Here is a 17095-nt window from a genome sequence, read left to right on the forward strand (position 1 = left end):
AATGAAGACTCATAATAATTTTGACGAGAAATTTGAATTCGGTGGTTTAGCCAAAACACTAAGTTTGGCAGCTATCGTATTGGGTGCCGTATTTATGGTAATAGGATTTATCCTTGGCGGAGATCACGTACAACGTATGTTCAGCAATTTATTGTTGATGTCATACTTCTTTGTGTGCGTATGTACTTGCGGCGTATTCTTTTTAGCCTATCAGTACGTTGCGCAGGCAGGCTGGTCTGCTTCGCTGATAAGGGTACCGCAGGCATTTGCTAAAGTGCTGCCTGTTGCGAGCCTAATTTTGCTGATTGTTGTTAGCGCAGGCTTGTTTACCCAGCACGAAATCGTTCACGAAGGCGAGAAACACATGGTGCCCTACCTATACGCATCATGGGCAACACACGGTTTAACCGTGGTGGGCAGCGAAAATTACAACGCTGTTATTGCCGGCAAAGCACCGTTTTTAACGGTAGGTTTCTTTTATGGGGTGCTTGTAGTATTCCTGGCGGCTTATAGCTACTTTGGTTATGCTTTAACCAAATGCTCTGTAGATGAAGATACCGAAGGCGGCATGCGCAACTATAACAAAAGCTTTGCGTTAGCTTGTACCTTCCTGGTAATATTTGGTTTTACCTTCCCGATTTTTGCATTCGGTACCATCATGAGTTTAGAGGCACACTGGTTCTCAACTATGTTTGGTTGGTATAACCTTGCAGCGATGCACGTAGTGGGTTTGGCTATAATGGCTTTAACTATTATTTTGCTGCGCAAGAAAGGTTACATGCAGTGGGTTGCTCCGGATCACCTGCACGATTTCGGTAAACTGATTTTTGGTTTCTCTATTTTCTGGACCTACGTATGGTTTGCCCAGTTCTTCCTTACATGGTACGCTAACATCCCCGAGGAATCGGTATATTTCTACAAACGCTGGGAGCCTGAGTATAAGCCTTGGTTTTGGTTGAATATCGCTATGAACTTCCTGGCACCTTTGTTATTACTGATGTCTCGCGATGCAAAACGTTTAGCCAACCGGATGATGTGGACCTGTATCTTGCTGATAGCCGGCCACTGGCTTGATTATTACCTGATGGTTATGCCGGGCACGGTAGTAGAAAAGCGCGGTTTCTTTGTTGAAGAGATAGGTACGTTTGTTGCTTTCGCTGGTTTATTCACCTTCCTGATGCTGACGCAGTTGAGCAAATTCAAATCGCTTATACCTAAAAAGCATCCTTTCCTGCAAGAGAGCCTGCATCATCACATATAATAATTGTTAAATTTGCACGAAATACAACAATCATAAAAACCAATAAAATGGGATTCAAAAGTTTATTTAGTTCTAAAAAAATGCTTTCGCTTTCGGCGGCGTTCCTGCTATTCGGCACAAACGTGCTGATGGCTCAGGATGCAGCAACCGGCGCGGCGGCAGATGCGGCCAAGCCCAATGTTTGGCTGGGTGCAGCTTATTACGTGCTGCTATTTGTTATCGTATGCTTTGTTGTAGGCATTGTTGGCAAAATACTGCGCGTTTACGATCTTACCCAACAGATACAAAACAAAAAGCCTATCAACTGGCATAATGTGATGGGTGCTGTGTGCCTTATCTTCCTGGTAGCAGGCATGTACGGCGCTTATTGGTCATTCACTGTACAGGGCGCTATGATTTTGCCGATATCGGCATCTGAGCATGGCGTTAAGATAGACGAGATGTTTTGGACAACCACCGTGTTGACCATGATCGTGTTCGTAATTACCCAGATATTACTTTTTGGTTTCCTTTTCGCTTACCGTTACAACGCAAAACGCCGTGCGCATTTCCTTCCGCATGATAACACCATCGAGAAGGTTTGGACCATAGCCCCGGCTATCGTATTGACTATATTGGTTATCTTCGGTTTCTTCACCTGGGAAAAAATCACCAACAGCACTGATGCTAAAGGCGAGCATTCGATTAATATCGATATTACTGGCCACCAGTTTGCCTGGGAACTGCGTTATCCTGGTGCCGATGGCAAGCTGGGTAAAACAAATTACAAACTGGTAACCGGCATAAACAAGGTGGGCGTTGATTTTAAAGATAAATCTGCTTACGACGATTTGCAGGTAGATACCATGTACCTGCCTGTGGGCAAATCTATCAGGTTGAATATCCACGCGCAAGACGTTATCCATAGCGTTTACATGCCACATTTCCGTGTGCAGTTGAACGCGGTACCCGGCTTGCCTACTTACTTTAAATTTACGCCAACCCTTACTACTGCAGCAATGCGACGCGAAGTGGGCGACCCTGCTTTCGAGTACCTGGTATATTGCAACAAAATATGCGGAGGTGCGCATTACAACATGAAAAAGGTTGTACGTGTAGTAGAAGAATCAGAGTACCAGGCATGGTTAGCACAGCAAAAACCTTACCTGACAGATCTAATCAAAAAAGATCTGAAGTATGCCGTAGTAAAACCGGCTGAAACACAAAACAGGTTAGCGTTAAACAATTAATTCAACAAGATTAGCGAGTATGTCAACATTAGCAGTTCAAGATCACGGAGCAGGTCATCACGACGAAGATCACGGACACCACCATCACGATACGTTCCTGACTAAATACGTTTTTAGCCAGGATCATAAAATGATTGCCAAGCAATTCCTGGTAACAGGTATTACTATGGCGTTCATCGCGATGATATTATCGATACTATTCAGGATACAATTAGCATATCCTGACAAAGCGTTTCCTTTGATGGAAACATTGCTGGGCCGTTTTGCACCAGGCGGTCGTTTAGATTCTAACTTTTACCTGGCCCTGGTTACCATACACGGTACCATCATGGTATTCTTTGTACTTACCGCCGGTTTGAGCGGTACCTTCAGTAACCTGCTTATCCCATTGCAGTTAGGTGCACGCGATATGGCTTCGCCGTTCATGAATATGCTTTCGTACTGGTTCTTCTTTATGGCCAGTGTCATTATGCTTTCATCGTTCCTGGTACAAAAGGGCCCTGCAAGCGGCGGCTGGACTATTTACCCTCCGCTATCGGCCATGCCTAAAGCAATGCCCGGTTCAGGTATGGGGATGACTTTATGGCTCATCAGTATGGTGCTTTTTATCGCATCATCATTAATGGGCGCTATCAACTACGTAAGTACAGTATTGAACATGCGTACCAAAGGGATGGACCTTTGGAAGATGCCTTTGACTATCTGGGCGTTCTTCCTTACTGCTATCCTGGGTATCCTGGCGTTCCCGGTACTGGTTGCCGGTGTTGTATTATTGATATTCGACCGTAGCTTCGGTACAAGCTTCTACCTATCAGAAATCGTAATAGGCGGTAGCGCTGTACAGCCTTTCGAGGGCGGTAGCCCAATACTGTTCCAGCACTTGTTCTGGTTCCTGGGCCACCCCGAGGTATATATCGTAATTATGCCTGCGATGGGTATTTCATCTGAAGTGATGTCGGTAAACTCGCGTAAACCAATATTTGGTTACCACGCCATGGTTTACTCCCTAATAGGTATCACCGTATTATCGTTCATTGTATGGGGTCACCATATGTTCGTAACGGGTATGAACCCGTTCCTGGGCGGTGTGTTCATGATCACTACGCTGATAATCGCGGTACCATCCGCAGTAAAAACATTCAACTGGCTGGCTACGCTTTGGCGCGGTAACATCCGCTTTACTGCGGCAATGCTATTCGCTATCGGCATGGTGTCGTTCTTTATCTCAGGTGGTTTAACAGGTATATTCCTGGGTAACGCTGCGCTGGATATCAACCTGCACGATACCTACTTCGTGGTTGCCCACTTCCACCTCGTAATGGGTTCAGCAGCTATATTTGGTATGCTTGCCGGTGTTTACCATTGGTTCCCTAAAATGTATGGCCGCGTAATGAACGAGAAACTGGGTTACCTGCACTTCTGGTTAACCTTCATAGGTGCTTACCTGGTGTTCTTCCCTATGCACTTCATGGGCCTTGGTGGCGTTCCTCGCCGCTACTACGCATTTACCGAATTCGTAGAGTGGAACAAATGGTTATCAGTAAACGTATTCATCACCTGGGCCGCTATTATGGCAGCACTCGCACAGGTTGCTTTTGCAGTGAACTTTGTGTACTCGATCTTCTGGGGTAAACGTACAACTCAAAACCCTTGGCAGGCAAACACCCTGGAATGGACAGCGCCAGTAGAGCATTTCCACGGCAACTGGCATGGCGAGATACCAACCGTTTACCGTTGGCCATATGATTACAGCAAGCCTGGCGCCGAAGAGGATTACATCCCGCAGACTGTTCCACTTTCGCAAACCATGAGCTCTAACGTTCAGCACGATTTTGAAGATAATCCTGCAGGTTTAGATGCTTATGCAAAATGGAACGACGCTAAAAAGAGCAACGAAGAAGTAAAGTAATTTTTATATCAGAACTGATTTTTTAGGGTAATTGTCAAGTTCTAAGTCTTAAGTCAGAAGTTCTAAGTCGGGTTTTGGACTTAAGACTTCTGACTTTGAACTTAAGACTTTGGAGAGTTACCCTAATTTGTTAGGAATATTTTGAATGAGTAATAACGTATCCGGGAGCCGATTTATAAAGATAAACCTGTTGACCATCATCTCGCTGTTCGTATTGATACTAGCAGGCGGGGTGGTACGTAGCAGCGGCTCGGGAATGGGATGCCCGGATTGGCCTAAATGCTTCGGGCAGTATATACCACCCACCAGCATATCCGAGCTGCCCATAAACTACAAGCAGCAGTATGCAGATAAGCGGCTGGCCAAGAATCAAAAATTCGCCAAACTACTGGATGTTTTTGGATACAGCCAGTTGGCCATGCGCATCCGTAACGATCGCTCGATACTGGTGCCCGAAGAATTTAACAGTGCCCGCACCTGGACGGAGTATATCAACCGCCTTATTGGGGCAATTACAGGCGTTTTCTTATTGCTGGCAGCAGTATTTTCTTTCAGGTATTGGAAAAGCGATAAGCTGATACCCATACTCAGCGTGCTGAACGTCATCCTGGTGGGTTTCCAGGCGTGGTTGGGTTCTATAGTAGTATCAACCAATTTGGTTGCCTGGATAGTTACCGTACACATGCTGCTAGCGCTGGCCATATTGGCCATCAGCATAGCAACCTACCACATGGCGAGGGTTGAGGGGCGTTACAAACTAACTGTAAGGCCTTTTATCGTGATACTTACTTTACTGGTACTTGCATTGAGCATATTGCAGATAACCTTCGGCACCGAGGTGCGCGAGAAGATAGATGCTGTGGCCAGCCACTTAGAGGGCAGCTATCGTGATAGCTGGACCAGCAGGGCAGGGGAGATATTCACCCAGCACAGGGATATGGCCATCATGGTTTTGATACTGAATGTTGTTTTGTATGCATTGATACGGCGTACGTTCACCAGGCACTCTATGCAGCAGCAGTTGATGAGCTTTACCTTTTTGATGCTGATGCTGCAGATAGTAACGGGCATCATCCTATCCTATTCGTCGTTGCCGCCATACGCGCAGGCAGCACATATTGTATTGGCAAGCCTGGTTTTTGGTGCCCAGTTTTATTTGTTGTTGAATTTATTCAGTTCGGTTAATTTACAGGGGGCACGCAGGTGAAGTGGAGCGATTTTAGCAAACTGATAAAGCTTAGGCTTACCTTTTTGGTAACGTTTTCGGCTTCGATATCATTCATCATAGCCGTGAAAGCCAATGGTGGCGATACCTGGGGCTCGCTTTACAGCAGCACCATGTGGCTCAATTGGGCAAAGCTGGTTATCGGCGGTTTCCTGGTTACCTCGGCGGCCAATTGCTTCAACGAGGTGATAGAGGTAGATACCGATAAGCTGATGAAGCGCACGATGGATAGGCCAATGCCTGCCGGACGCATGACAACCGGGCAGGGCCTTGTTTTAGGCCTGGGCATGGGCATGATGGGGACGTATTTGCTGGGTAGTTTGAATATACTTACCGGCTTGTTATCGGTGTTCTCTATACTGTTATATGCATTTGCTTACACGCCGCTTAAACGGAAATCGGCAATTGCGGTGTTCGTAGGGGCAATACCGGGGGCATTACCGGCTTTAATTGGTTACGTAGCCGGGCAACCGCACGGTAGGATAGACGAGATAGCGCTGATATTGTTCAGCATACAATTCATATGGCAATTCGTTCACTTTTGGGCCATTGCCTGGGTGCTTGACGATGATTATAAGCTGGCCGGTTTCCGCTTGCTACCAACAGGTAAAAGGGATAAAGCCAGCGCGGCAATTACCTTTGTATTTGCCATCATAATGGTGCCGGTGAGTTTGCTGCCTACTATTTATGGTTATGGCGGTTACTATGTAGGCGGCGTGTCGTTGGCCATGAGCCTGTTGTTTTTATACCAGGCGTTCAACCTGCTGCGTAAGGCGGATGTTGCCGCGGCGCGTACGTTGATGTTTGGCTCTTTTTATTATTTGCCGGTAGTGCAACTAATGTTTTTATTTGATTTTATAGGAAAGGTGAAATGATGATGGCTAACATAGAACAAGAAGATAAACTGCAGCTGGCCCCCAAAAAATTCAACATGTGGATATTCATATTCACTTCGTTTATGCTTTTTGCGGCACTCACCAGCGGCTTTATCGTTTACAGCGGGGGCCACGGTACAGGCATCAATATTAAATTGCCGGCCATATTTACCTACAGCACTATCGTGATAGCGCTGAGCAGCGTAACCATGTACCTGGCATCCAAAGCAGCGCGCGAGCTGCAGATGGAAAAACAACGCCTGTTTTTAGGCGTAACTATTTTGTTGGGCGTGGCGTTCTTTGCCCTGCAAACATATGCGTGGCTGGTGTTGCTGCCGCAGATGGGGGTGTTTTTCATCAACCAGAATGCTTCGCAATCTTTTATATACGTATTTGTATGGATACACCTGGTACATATTTTGGCAGGGGTATTGCTGTTAGGCAACACGCTTTTAGGCACGTACCGCAACAAGCCGCAGGTTAAGAATTTATTCGGAATGCAGATGTCCTCTATTTTTTGGCATTTTGTCGATATTATATGGATTTATCTGTATGTTTTTTTACTTTTGAACCAATATTAACAAACACATGAGTGCACAAGTATCACCAATCGACGAGGTAAAAACCACTCCCTGGGCAGGCGGAACCTCCCCCTTCAAGGCAGAGTATGGTAAAATAATGATGTGGTTTTTCCTCCTATCGGATGCGTTTACCTTTTCTTCGTTATTGATTTCTTATGGCGCGTTGCGTTTCAGCGCTGATAGCTGGCCCGCAGCCGACCTTATATTCCAATCGGTACCCGGTACCTCTATTTCTCACGGCGCACCGCTGGTGTTTGTAGGTATCATGACCTTCATCCTTATCTTAAGCTCGGTAACCATGGTACTGGCGGTAGAAGCCGGCCATCGTATGGCCCGTAAAGAAGTAACCTGGTGGATGCTCGCAACCATTTTGGGCGGTTTCGCATTCCTTGGCTGCCAGGCATTAGAGTGGGCGCACTTGCACCATGAAGGCTTTTGGTGGGGAAGCATCCCTAAAGAGTTAGGCGAGTACTTCCATAAACCGGCGCATGAATCTACTACGTACACGCAGCAATTTGCCAATCTGTTCTTTACCATTACCGGTTTTCACGGGTTCCACGTATTTAGCGGTGTGATAATCAATATCATCATTACGGTTAACGTGTTGCTGGGCACTTACGAAAAACGCGGTAGTTACTTGATGGTTGAAAAAGTGGGCCTTTACTGGCACTTTGTAGACCTTGTTTGGGTATTCGTATTTACCTTCTTCTATTTAGTTTGATAATTTAACCTGATTAAGCATATGTCATCAGAAACAACAGGAGCTCACCACGAAGAGCACGGCGAACACGGCGGAATGGATAAAAAAGCTATCATTAGGATAGCGGTTTACTTAAGCCTTATCACTGCGGTCGAGTTCATCATAGCACTTTGGTTAGTGCCTAAAGAACATATTCCCATGCATTGGGCAAATCCTATATACATCGTTTTAACGCTGTTCAAAGCATTCCTTATCGTAGCATATTTTATGCACCTTAAGTTTGAAAAGGTTGGTTTGATGCTGGCAATCGTAGTACCGATATTGTTCATCATCGGGCTGATACTGGTGCTTACTAACGAAAGCCATTTTTGGGCAGGACAAATAAGGTAAAGTGTTAAAGCGTAACGCAGGCATCCTGAAAAAGATAATAGTCCTGGTAATGATATTGGCATTACCGGGATTTTTATATTATTTGCTAACCGTAAAAGGCAAAAACCGCTATAAGCCGCTGCCGTTTTATGGTACCAAGCAGATAGCGAAGACCGGCCATAAGTTTCATGGCAAGTTTATTGCCGATACCATTTACCACAAGCTGGACGATTTTAAGCTTACCGACCAAAATGGCAAACCGGTATCTTTTAAAAACTTCGATAAGAAGATAATCGTGGCGGCTTTCTTCTACACGCGTTGCCCGGATGTTTGTACTACCGTGAACGGTTTTATGGATAGCCTGGATGTAAACTACCGCAAGAATGCCATGGTGCAGTTGGTATCTATAACGGTGGACCCGGAGCACGACACCCAACCCTTATTAAAGCAATACGCAGGTAAATTCAAGCCCAGCAATAAATGGCTGTTTTTAACCGGCGATACCACCACCATATACAACCTGGCCCATAACGGCTTGCTGCTTAATGCGGCCAAAGTTGGCGAAGGGGATTTTGTGTTGGATGATAAGATGGTACTCATAGATGCCGAAAAACGCATCAGGGGCTATTATTCGGGCAGCACGAGGGCCGACGTAATGCGCCTGAACGACGAGATAAAGGTGCTGGTATCTGAAGAACTGCGTAAGGTGGATAAAGCACTCTATTAATATCCGGAAGCAAGAAGTCAAGACATAAGAGTCAAGATATTTGCTGGAAGTTAAAATTGGAATCCTGGCTCTTGAAGTCTTGATTCGTGATTCTAAAATAAAATGACCGATAAATTCATATTCCGTTTCGTTGCGGGCGTTACCATTGCGGTGATAGCCCTTGTGATATTGCTTAACCGCCATCTTATACCCGGGCCTGCGGTTGCGCCGTCGTTCACGCCATATTTACCCCTGCTGAATGCCATATTGAATGGTACCTGCAGCGTGTTGTTGCTGGTATCGCTTTACTTCATAAAACAGGGTAATATCGCTGTGCATAAAAGGTTGAATATCGTAACCTTTTGCCTTTCGGCCTTGTTCCTGGTATCGTACGTGGTGTTCCATTACCTCATGCGACACGATACCCCTTATGGCGATACCAATGGCGATGGCCTCGCCTCGCCCGATGAAAAGCTCGTTGCTGGTGGCTTGCGTACTTTGTACCTGGCTATCCTGGTACCTCACATCATCCTGGCTGCCGGGGTGTTGCCGCTTGTTTTACTAAGTTTTAATTCTGGATTACAAATGCAGGTGCAAAAACATAAGAAACTGGTAAGATGGGCGTTTCCTATATGGTTGTTCGTTACTGTATCGGGAGTTGTTGTATATTTGATGATAAAACCGTACTACCATTTTTAATAGTTGCAAAAGCATGAAAAAGCTCTGTTATTTATTCTTCGCGATATTTTTTTGCATAACGGTATTAGGCGTAATGCAGGCCAGCGCCCAATGCGCCGCCTGTACTGCAGCGGTTGAAACAAGTTCGCAAGGCGGTAGCCATGCTACGGCCGGCCTTAACGCCGGCATATTGTATTTGCTGGCTGCGCCTTATTTAGTAGTGGCCGTTGGTGGATACATCTGGTACAAGAAATATCGCCGCAAGGCCGTGGTATTTGATGTGCCTAACGAGAAACTCAACCTGAATTAAGGCCTGCGGCAGCTGTGCCCGCGCGTGCTTAAGTATCTAAATCAAGAGGATGATACAACCCCAAACGCTTGGTTTTTTAACCGACCTTGTAGATAACAATAACCGCGACTGGTTCCAGGCCAATAAAGAGCGGTACGATAAGGCCCGCGAAAATCTTATCGCCTTCACGGCCGAACTCATCAGCAAGGTACATCAGATAGACCCCGGCGTGAGTGCCGACCTCGACCCCAAAAAAAGCGTGATGCGCATTTACCGCGATATCCGTTTCCGTAAGGATAAAACGCCCTACAAAAATAATTTCGGCATCAGCATACCCTCGCACGGCTTAAAACTGGGCGGGGCAGAATATTACCTGCAGATACAGCCCGGTAAATCATTCATTGCGGGCGGCTACTGGATGCCCGAGGCCGAACACCTGAAAGCTATACGCCAGGAAATAGACTATAACGCTGCGGACCTGAAGAAGATAATCGACGAACCCGAATTTGTGAAACTGTTTGGCGAGTTTAGGAAACAGGAGCAACTGAAGACCGTGCCGCGGGATTATAGTGCCGATAACGAGAATATCGAGCTACTTAAGCTCAAAAGCTTCGTGGTGTTCCACCCGCTTAGCGATAAGGAGGTGCAGAGCCCGGATGCCATTAAAAAGGTTGCCGACCTTTGTGGCAAGATATACCCCCTGAATGTTTTTTTGAAGAACGCAATTGGTTAACCATTATAAACTAAGCATTATGAAAATCAAGCACCTTTTATTAGCCGCAACCCTGATGATGGCATTGCATTCCTGCGTGGTATTATCGCCCAAAAAATACAAAACATTGCTCGCTCAGCGCGATTCGCTGACCACCCGCACCGTTACCCTCGAAACCGAGAAGGCACAGCTGATGGCCGATACTGCCCGCCTGCACAACCAAATTGCTACATTAAACGGTAACTACGCAGCGCTGGATAAAAAATACAGCAGCCTGGATAAGAATTACAACGCAAGCACGTCGCAGGTAAGCACTTTATCGAGCGACCTGCAGAAACGCGAGGCTCGCCTTAAAGAGGTAGAAGAAATTTTGCGTAAACGCGATGAAGCCGCCAACGCCCTTAAGAATAAGCTGCAAAGCGCGCTATTGGGCTTCCAGCAGAGCGGACTCAGCGTAGATATACGCAACGGCAAGGTGTACGTATCGTTAACAGATAAGCTACTGTTCCCCTCTGGCAGTATAGTGATTGACGAAAAGGGCAAGCAAGCACTCAAATCATTAGCCGCCGTTTTGAACAAGGATGCCGACATCAACATAGCCGTTGAGGGCCATACCGACGACAAAAAGGTAAAGAACCTGGGCCAGATAAAAGATAATTGGGATTTGAGCGTATTGCGCGCCACGTCGGTAACGCGCTATTTAACCGAAGTTGAAATGGTAGATCCGCACCGCCTCACTGCAACCGGCAAAGGCGAGTTCCAGCCCATAGACACTGGTGGTACCCCCGAGGCACTCTCCAAAAACCGCCGCATAGAGATAGTACTTACGCCAAAACTGGATGAGTTGTATAACCTCATAACGAAGTAACGATAAAGAATGATGATAAAATCCTCCTGCAAAGGGGGATTTTTTTTGCCCCTTATTTGGGGGTTGGTAGTAAGTTATATATTTTATCAGCTGTTCTTCTTTTAAGGAGAATACTGTATTTTTATATCATGCCTCTACCTTTTAAATTTATCCCCACGTTTTTGCTTGTGTGCGCTGCTGTTTTTGCGCAGGCGGCATTAAAAGTTGATACTACCCACAAAAAACCTTTCGCCCCATCTAAAACATTGAGTTACCAGGTAGGTGACTTTACAGTTTATTTTAAAGACGGTTTAGCCAGTATCCGGGAGGATAGCATGGATAAAGGGGTGAAACTATTATCAACCGGGTTTAGGTATGCGCTTTCTAAAGGCGATGTAAAACGTGTGTTGGATTACCAGATACTGGAATTAATAGATCTTATTGATATTGCAGCAAGCGGCAAACTTTCGCCTGCAGAAGTAGCGCCATTAAATGCATTTTTAAAAGCGATTTTTTCAAAGAATTCTGCTAATGTGGTAAAAACGGTTTTGCCCTATATCAATAAAGCCCCCTCCACTACATTTATAAAGCGGTTGAAGCTTTTGCTGCAATTTGATATGCCCGATAAGATTGCTTCAGATTTGAATAAGCTGCTGGCCGATCAACCGGATTTGTTTAGTGCCAATTTGCTTAAGGCCGAAATATTATTCGGGCAGGATAAATTCGCAGAAAGTATTGGTTATTGTACTAAAGTTATATCGCTTTCGCCCCAATATGCCCACGCCTATCACCTTCGCGCCAAATGTTACGAGGAATTAAAATTGCATAAAAAAGCATTGGCTGATTATGATGAAACAATAAGATTATTTCCCAGGCATTTTGAGGCGCTTTATGAACGTGCGGATATTTACATGGATGAGGATAAAGACCGCGAAGCTATAGATGGCTACCTGGAAACTTTAGCTATAGTTAATAATTACAGGTGGTGTCATTATAATCTTGCACGCGCATACAAGGATGTAAACATGCCTGATAGCGCTATGTTTTATATCAATTTGCATCTCAACCAACACGCTGAGGATGCAGACGGCTTTAATATTAAGGGCGACATTTATTACGCCATGGATGATTACCCGGCCGCCATAACTCAACAAAACCAGGCCATAACCCGAAACCCTAACCGCAGCAATTTTTATGAAGACCGGGGTGATGCCTATTTTTATAATAAGGACATCAGCAAAGCCCTCGTTGATTTTAAAAAGGCGTTTAGTATGGATAAAAATAATGAGTACCTGATGGGCCGTATAGGTGATTGTTATCACGCCACCAACGACTACGAAAAAGCGATAAATTGGTACAAGGCCGCAATAAAAGCAAACCCTGATTATAAATATGCTTACGTAGATATTGATATTTCGCTCAATAAACTTGGCAGGTATAAAGAGGGGATAGCGGCACTTGAAAAGGCGATTGCCATCGATAGCACATATGCCATTGCAAATGGTAATATGGGTTGGGATTATTACTGTCTCGGTGATTATAACGCCTGCATAAAACACTCTTACAAAGCACTCACTTATCAGGAAGACGCCACCTATGCCATGTTTAATATAGCATTGGCCACCCTGGCAAAAGGCGATTTTGAAAACGCCAAAGCGTTGTATATACAGTTTATAAAAACCTGCAAAGAAAAAGACTATAGTATAAATGATGGTGCGATAACCGATCTGGACGACCTGATCAAGAAAAAAGTCATGGTAAAAGAAGCAATCTACATCAAAGAGAACATCCTGAACAAGAAGGATTAATACAATAACACCGAACCCAGAGCCCATTGTATTTTTAAGCAACCATTCCATCGTATTTTACGTAACTAGTGTCAAATACCTCAGGGCCTTGAAACATATCATTAAAAGTATCTTCATTATCCTTTCCCAACAGGAAAAAAGCAGGCTTTACAGGCTCATCGCATTGGATGTACTGGTGGCTTTGCTTGATATCGCTTTTTTGGGCGCACTGCTGCTCATCATCAATTTCTATACGCAGGCATCGGCCAATAGCAAACTTAACTGGTTGCCGGCCCAACTGGCCGATAAGGGTTCCCTGCTGCTTATTGGCGTATTCCTGTTGATGTTTGCGCTGAAGAATGTGCTTGGCTTCGCGGTGCAAAAGGCGCAGCACCACTTTTTTTACGATGTGGCCTCGCGCCTCTCTAAACGCAATATGCTCAATTATCTGCGTGGTGGTTATGCCCAGTACATTCATACCGATTCATCCGTGCAAACCCGGCGCATCAGCCACCAGCCTATCGAGTTTGGCCATAATATCCTTACCAACTTTCAGCAGATGATATGCCAGGGGGTACTTATCATGTTCACTATCGCTGCTATTCTGCTTTATCATCCATCGTTGTTTTTGATACTGTTTGTGCTGCTGCTGCCACCCGTAACCTTGCTGGCCTGGCTTGGCCGCCGCAAGTTGAGGATGCTGCGCGGTAGGATAAAAGCCGCCAGCGCGCGTTCTATAAAGCATGTAAATGAGGCGCTGGCCGGTTATGTAGAAAACAGGATATACGAAAAGGAAGACTTTTTTAGCGGCCGCTACGTGGCCGATCAGCAGCAGTTGAACAATACTATCGCCGCCCAGCAAACCTGGCAGGGCCTGCCCGCCCGTTTAATGGAGGTATTTGCCGTAATGGGCTTTTTTATACTGATTGCCGTTAACAAATATACCGCCAATGCGCCTGCGGTAAACCTGCTCACGATTGGCGTGTTCATGGCTGCTGCTTACAAGGTGATTCCCGGTATAGTGAAGATAATGAACAGTGCAGGGCAAATGAAAACCTACGAGTTTATCCTGGCCGATCTGATAAAAGGCACCGAACAGGAAGCTTTGCTCTCCGGTACCTCTACGGTAGAAACCATTCGCTCTGTGGAGTTCGATAGCGTTGGTTTTAACTATAAAGAACACGCCGTTTTGAACGATATCAGCTTCCGGCTTACCATGGGCGATATGGTGGGCATCTCGGCAGGATCGGGCAAGGGCAAAACCACCATGACAAACCTGCTGCTGGGCTTTTTGCAGCAGGATGCGGGCGACATCAGCATAAACAATACGGTGTGCGATGCCAACGCGAGGCAAGGCTATCAGCATAAAATTTCCTACGTAAAACAGCAACCATTTTTTATAAAGGAATCGGTGCTGAAGAATATTACCCTTACCGATGATGATTTCGACGAGGACAGGCTACGTTACGTTATTGCCTTTTGCGGCCTGGATAGCCTGCTGAAGAAGTACTCGGGCGGCATTTGCAAACTCATTAGTCAGGACGGGAAGAACATCAGCGGCGGGCAGCGGCAAAGAGTGATGCTGGCGAGGGCGCTATACCATAAGTTCGATCTGCTGATACTGGATGAGCCCTTTAGCGAGCTTGACACAGAGGCCGAACACGAGCTATTGACCAACCTACAGGGACTGGCCCGGCAGGGCAAAATCATTATCCTGATAACCCATAACCGCACCAGCCTGGAATTTTGCAGCCGGGTAATATCGCTTGATGAGGCCTATGCCTGATGCCCTGGTGATACTTAGCCCGGGTTTTGCGGCAAGCGAGGCCGATACCACCTGCCTGCCCGCCCAGCAGGCCTTTGTGCTGGCCCTGCAACAGGAATACCCCAATCTGCATATCATTATCCTAAGTTTTCAGTACCCCTTTAAACCAGGCGAATACCTGTGGAACGGCGTGAAGGTGTTTGCCTTCGGCGGCAGGAGCAAGGGTGGCTTGTATCGGCTGCTAACCTGGCTACGGGTATGGATGCGTTTACGCAAACTACACAGGCAGTATAAAGTTGTTGGTCTGCTAAGCTTTTGGCTGGGCGAGGCGGCGTTTGTGGGTAACCGTTTTGCACGGCGTAAGGGCCTGATGCATTATAGTTGGCTATTGGGGCAGGATGCCAAAGCAGGCAATAAATATGCCCGTTGGATAAGACCCGTGAGCAATGAGTTGATAGCCCTGTCGGATGCCTTACGCGCCGAATACCAAAAGAACTATGGCCTCGCGCCGGCGCACGTGATACCTAACGCAGTGCTGCCTGCCGCTTTCGGCGAGAACACCGGGGAAAGGGATATCGATATTTTGGGTGTTGGCTCTTTGATTCCCTTAAAACGCTATCATTTATTCGCAGAGCTGATACATCAACTGAAAGTAAACCACCCCAACATTAAAGCGGTAATATGCGGCGACGGCCCCGAAATAGAAAACCTGAAAGATTTGACTGCAAAGCTGGGCCTGGGCGACAACCTGATACTGAAAGGCGAATTGCCCCACCCGCAGGTACTAGCACTGATGCAGCGCAGCCGCGTGTTTATGCACACCTCCGAATATGAGGGCTTCAGTACCGTTTGCCTGGAGGCCCTTTATGCGGGCGCTCAGGTGGTAAGTTTTGTAAAAGCAATGGAGGCTGAGATACCCAACTGGCATGTAGTGGATACTTCAGAGGGAATGCTGGATGCAGTAGAGGGAATTTTGCAAAAAAGGCATCAGGACCATAAACCTGTGATGCCTTACCCAATCGCCGAGAACGCGAAAGCCCTGATGCGCCTGTACAGCTATAAAGATTGAGCTATCTGCGCTATCTGCCTGGCAATTGCCTCGAAGGAAAGGTTGCTGCGGAAGTAGTCGAGGCTGCGTTGGCGTTGTTGCGGAAGGTCCAACTGCCGGGTTTTATGCAAAGCATCGAGCAAGGCTTTGAGGTTGCCGGGCGGGTAAAGCAGGCCGCACTGGCCGTTGTTGGTAATCATCCGAAAGGACAAAATATCGGTAACCACCGGCACGCAACCGCAGGACATGGCCTCGCAAACCGATGCGCCGCTACCCTCGTAATGCGAGCCGGATAGGATAAAATCGGCACTATTGAACCAGTACAGTAAATCCTCGTGCGGTATCGCACCAATTAACACCACCCTATCAGCAAGGCCAGGCGTAGATGCCAGCAATGCTTTTATAGCATCCAGCAATTCCTCGGTATGGTATATCATGTACAGTCTTGCTTGCGGCTCGGCCTCGGCGAACCGCAGGAATGCGCTCACCACGGTCAATGGGTCTTTATTATCGTTAAGGCGGCCAACCCATAGAAAAACATTGCTTCCTGTAACGCCGGTTTTCTGCCAGGCAAGACCCTTGTCGATTGGGTAGAAAACCGACGACACCTCCATGGCTTCGTGTATTTTGCTGGCCGAAGCAAGGTTGTCTGCGGCCACCCACTCTATCCCCATGGCGTAAGAGGCAAACAGGTAGGCATCTATGCTTTTATCGGCTGTTTTTTGGAGTAGTTTCCTGAGGCCTGTAGCGGGTCGCTCGGCATGGTTTTGTACAATGATTTTTACGCTGCGCCCCAGCATCAGCCTAAGCAATAGCACCTGATGCGGGAAGTTGAGGCTTTGCACTACCACCACATCGGGCTTAAGGCTGCGGACGTACCTGTTCAATCGCCAGGGGAAATAACGTAGCGATAGCTTGCCGTAGCGCATGAAACGGTAATCTACCCCTCCATTGATGCACTGTCCCTCATAATCTATCTGCTCAATGCTGATGACCTGGTTGTCCTTGCTCAGGGCTTCCAGTATGCCAGTGTAGGCGTTGATGCGTTTGAGCCAGGCTTCGGGTTGGTTGAACTGCCCGGTATAAACATAGCCGGCGAAAACATATCTCATAG

General features: G+C 46.6%; 17 protein-coding genes. 16 read left to right on the forward strand and 1 reads right to left on the reverse strand.

All coding sequences use genetic code 11. The annotated features are described in order from the left end of the window. Position 1: 1 nt before the first annotated feature. The 16 genes from AC1DYT_RS03945 to AC1DYT_RS04020 all read left to right on the forward strand — a co-directional run bounded on the left by AC1DYT_RS03945 (position 2) and on the right by AC1DYT_RS04020 (position 16002). On the forward strand, positions 2–1261 hold the full coding sequence (locus AC1DYT_RS03945) for a quinol:cytochrome C oxidoreductase (protein WP_477468348.1): 1260 nt from the start codon (positions 2–4) through the stop codon (positions 1259–1261). 47 nt (positions 1262–1308) lie between these two features. After that, a complete protein-coding gene (locus tag AC1DYT_RS03950) occupies positions 1309–2490 on the forward strand; it encodes a cytochrome c oxidase subunit II (protein WP_477468349.1) in 1182 nt (393 codons plus the stop codon). Positions 2491–2509: 19 nt separating this feature from the next. Next, the gene (locus tag AC1DYT_RS03955) at positions 2510–4399 is read left to right on the forward strand and encodes a cytochrome c oxidase subunit I (protein ID WP_477468350.1); all 1890 of its coding nucleotides are present in this window, start codon (positions 2510–2512) and stop codon (positions 4397–4399) included. A gap of 145 nt (positions 4400–4544) precedes the next feature. Next, a complete protein-coding gene (locus tag AC1DYT_RS03960; protein WP_477468351.1) occupies positions 4545–5606 on the forward strand; it encodes a COX15/CtaA family protein in 1062 nt (353 codons plus the stop codon). After that, positions 5603–6499 carry a heme o synthase gene (gene cyoE, locus AC1DYT_RS03965; protein ID WP_477468352.1) on the forward strand — a complete coding sequence of 299 codons (897 nt, stop codon included), beginning with the start codon at positions 5603–5605 and terminating at the stop codon, positions 6497–6499. Before AC1DYT_RS03960 ends, cyoE begins: the two co-directional genes overlap by 4 nt. Continuing rightward, positions 6496–7080, forward strand: a complete 585-nt coding sequence (locus AC1DYT_RS03970; protein WP_477460501.1) for a cytochrome c oxidase subunit 3 — start codon at positions 6496–6498, stop codon at positions 7078–7080. The genes cyoE and AC1DYT_RS03970 overlap by 4 nt, the downstream gene beginning before the upstream one ends. Before the next feature lie 7 nt (positions 7081–7087). Then, a complete protein-coding gene (locus AC1DYT_RS03975) occupies positions 7088–7801 on the forward strand; it encodes a cytochrome c oxidase subunit 3 (RefSeq protein WP_477468353.1) in 714 nt (237 codons plus the stop codon). A gap of 21 nt (positions 7802–7822) precedes the next feature. Continuing rightward, positions 7823–8170: a cytochrome C oxidase subunit IV family protein gene (locus AC1DYT_RS03980; RefSeq protein WP_477468354.1), complete on the forward strand. Its 348-nt coding sequence runs from the start codon at positions 7823–7825 to the stop codon at positions 8168–8170. 1 nt (position 8171) lies between these two features. Then, positions 8172–8876: an SCO family protein gene (locus AC1DYT_RS03985; RefSeq protein ID WP_477468355.1), complete on the forward strand. Its 705-nt coding sequence runs from the start codon at positions 8172–8174 to the stop codon at positions 8874–8876. 102 nt (positions 8877–8978) lie between these two features. Continuing rightward, positions 8979–9554: a DUF420 domain-containing protein gene (locus tag AC1DYT_RS03990; protein ID WP_477468356.1), complete on the forward strand. Its 576-nt coding sequence runs from the start codon at positions 8979–8981 to the stop codon at positions 9552–9554. Positions 9555–9567: 13 nt separating this feature from the next. Next, complete coding sequence (locus tag AC1DYT_RS03995; protein ID WP_477468357.1) at positions 9568–9843, forward strand: hypothetical protein; 276 nt, start codon at positions 9568–9570, stop codon at positions 9841–9843. Positions 9844–9892: 49 nt separating this feature from the next. Next, the gene (locus AC1DYT_RS04000) at positions 9893–10555 is read left to right on the forward strand and encodes a DUF2461 domain-containing protein (RefSeq protein WP_477468358.1); all 663 of its coding nucleotides are present in this window, start codon (positions 9893–9895) and stop codon (positions 10553–10555) included. Between the two features lie 19 nt (positions 10556–10574). Then, complete coding sequence (locus AC1DYT_RS04005; RefSeq protein ID WP_477468359.1) at positions 10575–11402, forward strand: OmpA/MotB family protein; 828 nt, start codon at positions 10575–10577, stop codon at positions 11400–11402. Between the two features lie 128 nt (positions 11403–11530). Beyond that, positions 11531–13189, forward strand: a complete 1659-nt coding sequence (locus tag AC1DYT_RS04010; RefSeq protein ID WP_477468360.1) for a tetratricopeptide repeat protein — start codon at positions 11531–11533, stop codon at positions 13187–13189. Positions 13190–13277: 88 nt separating this feature from the next. Continuing rightward, positions 13278–14954: an ATP-binding cassette domain-containing protein gene (locus AC1DYT_RS04015; RefSeq protein ID WP_477468361.1), complete on the forward strand. Its 1677-nt coding sequence runs from the start codon at positions 13278–13280 to the stop codon at positions 14952–14954. Continuing rightward, positions 14938–16002, forward strand: a complete 1065-nt coding sequence (locus AC1DYT_RS04020; protein ID WP_477468362.1) for a glycosyltransferase — start codon at positions 14938–14940, stop codon at positions 16000–16002. Before AC1DYT_RS04015 ends, AC1DYT_RS04020 begins: the two co-directional genes overlap by 17 nt. Here the strand turns inward: AC1DYT_RS04020 and AC1DYT_RS04025 are convergent. Then, positions 15990–17093: a glycosyltransferase family 4 protein gene (locus AC1DYT_RS04025; protein ID WP_477468363.1), complete on the reverse strand. Its 1104-nt coding sequence runs from the start codon at positions 17091–17093 to the stop codon at positions 15990–15992. The two genes, AC1DYT_RS04020 and AC1DYT_RS04025, sit on opposite strands and share 13 nt — an antisense overlap. Between the last annotated feature and the right edge of the window lie 2 nt (positions 17094–17095).

It is taken from the genome of Mucilaginibacter sp. P1_D10, assembly GCF_056406215.1.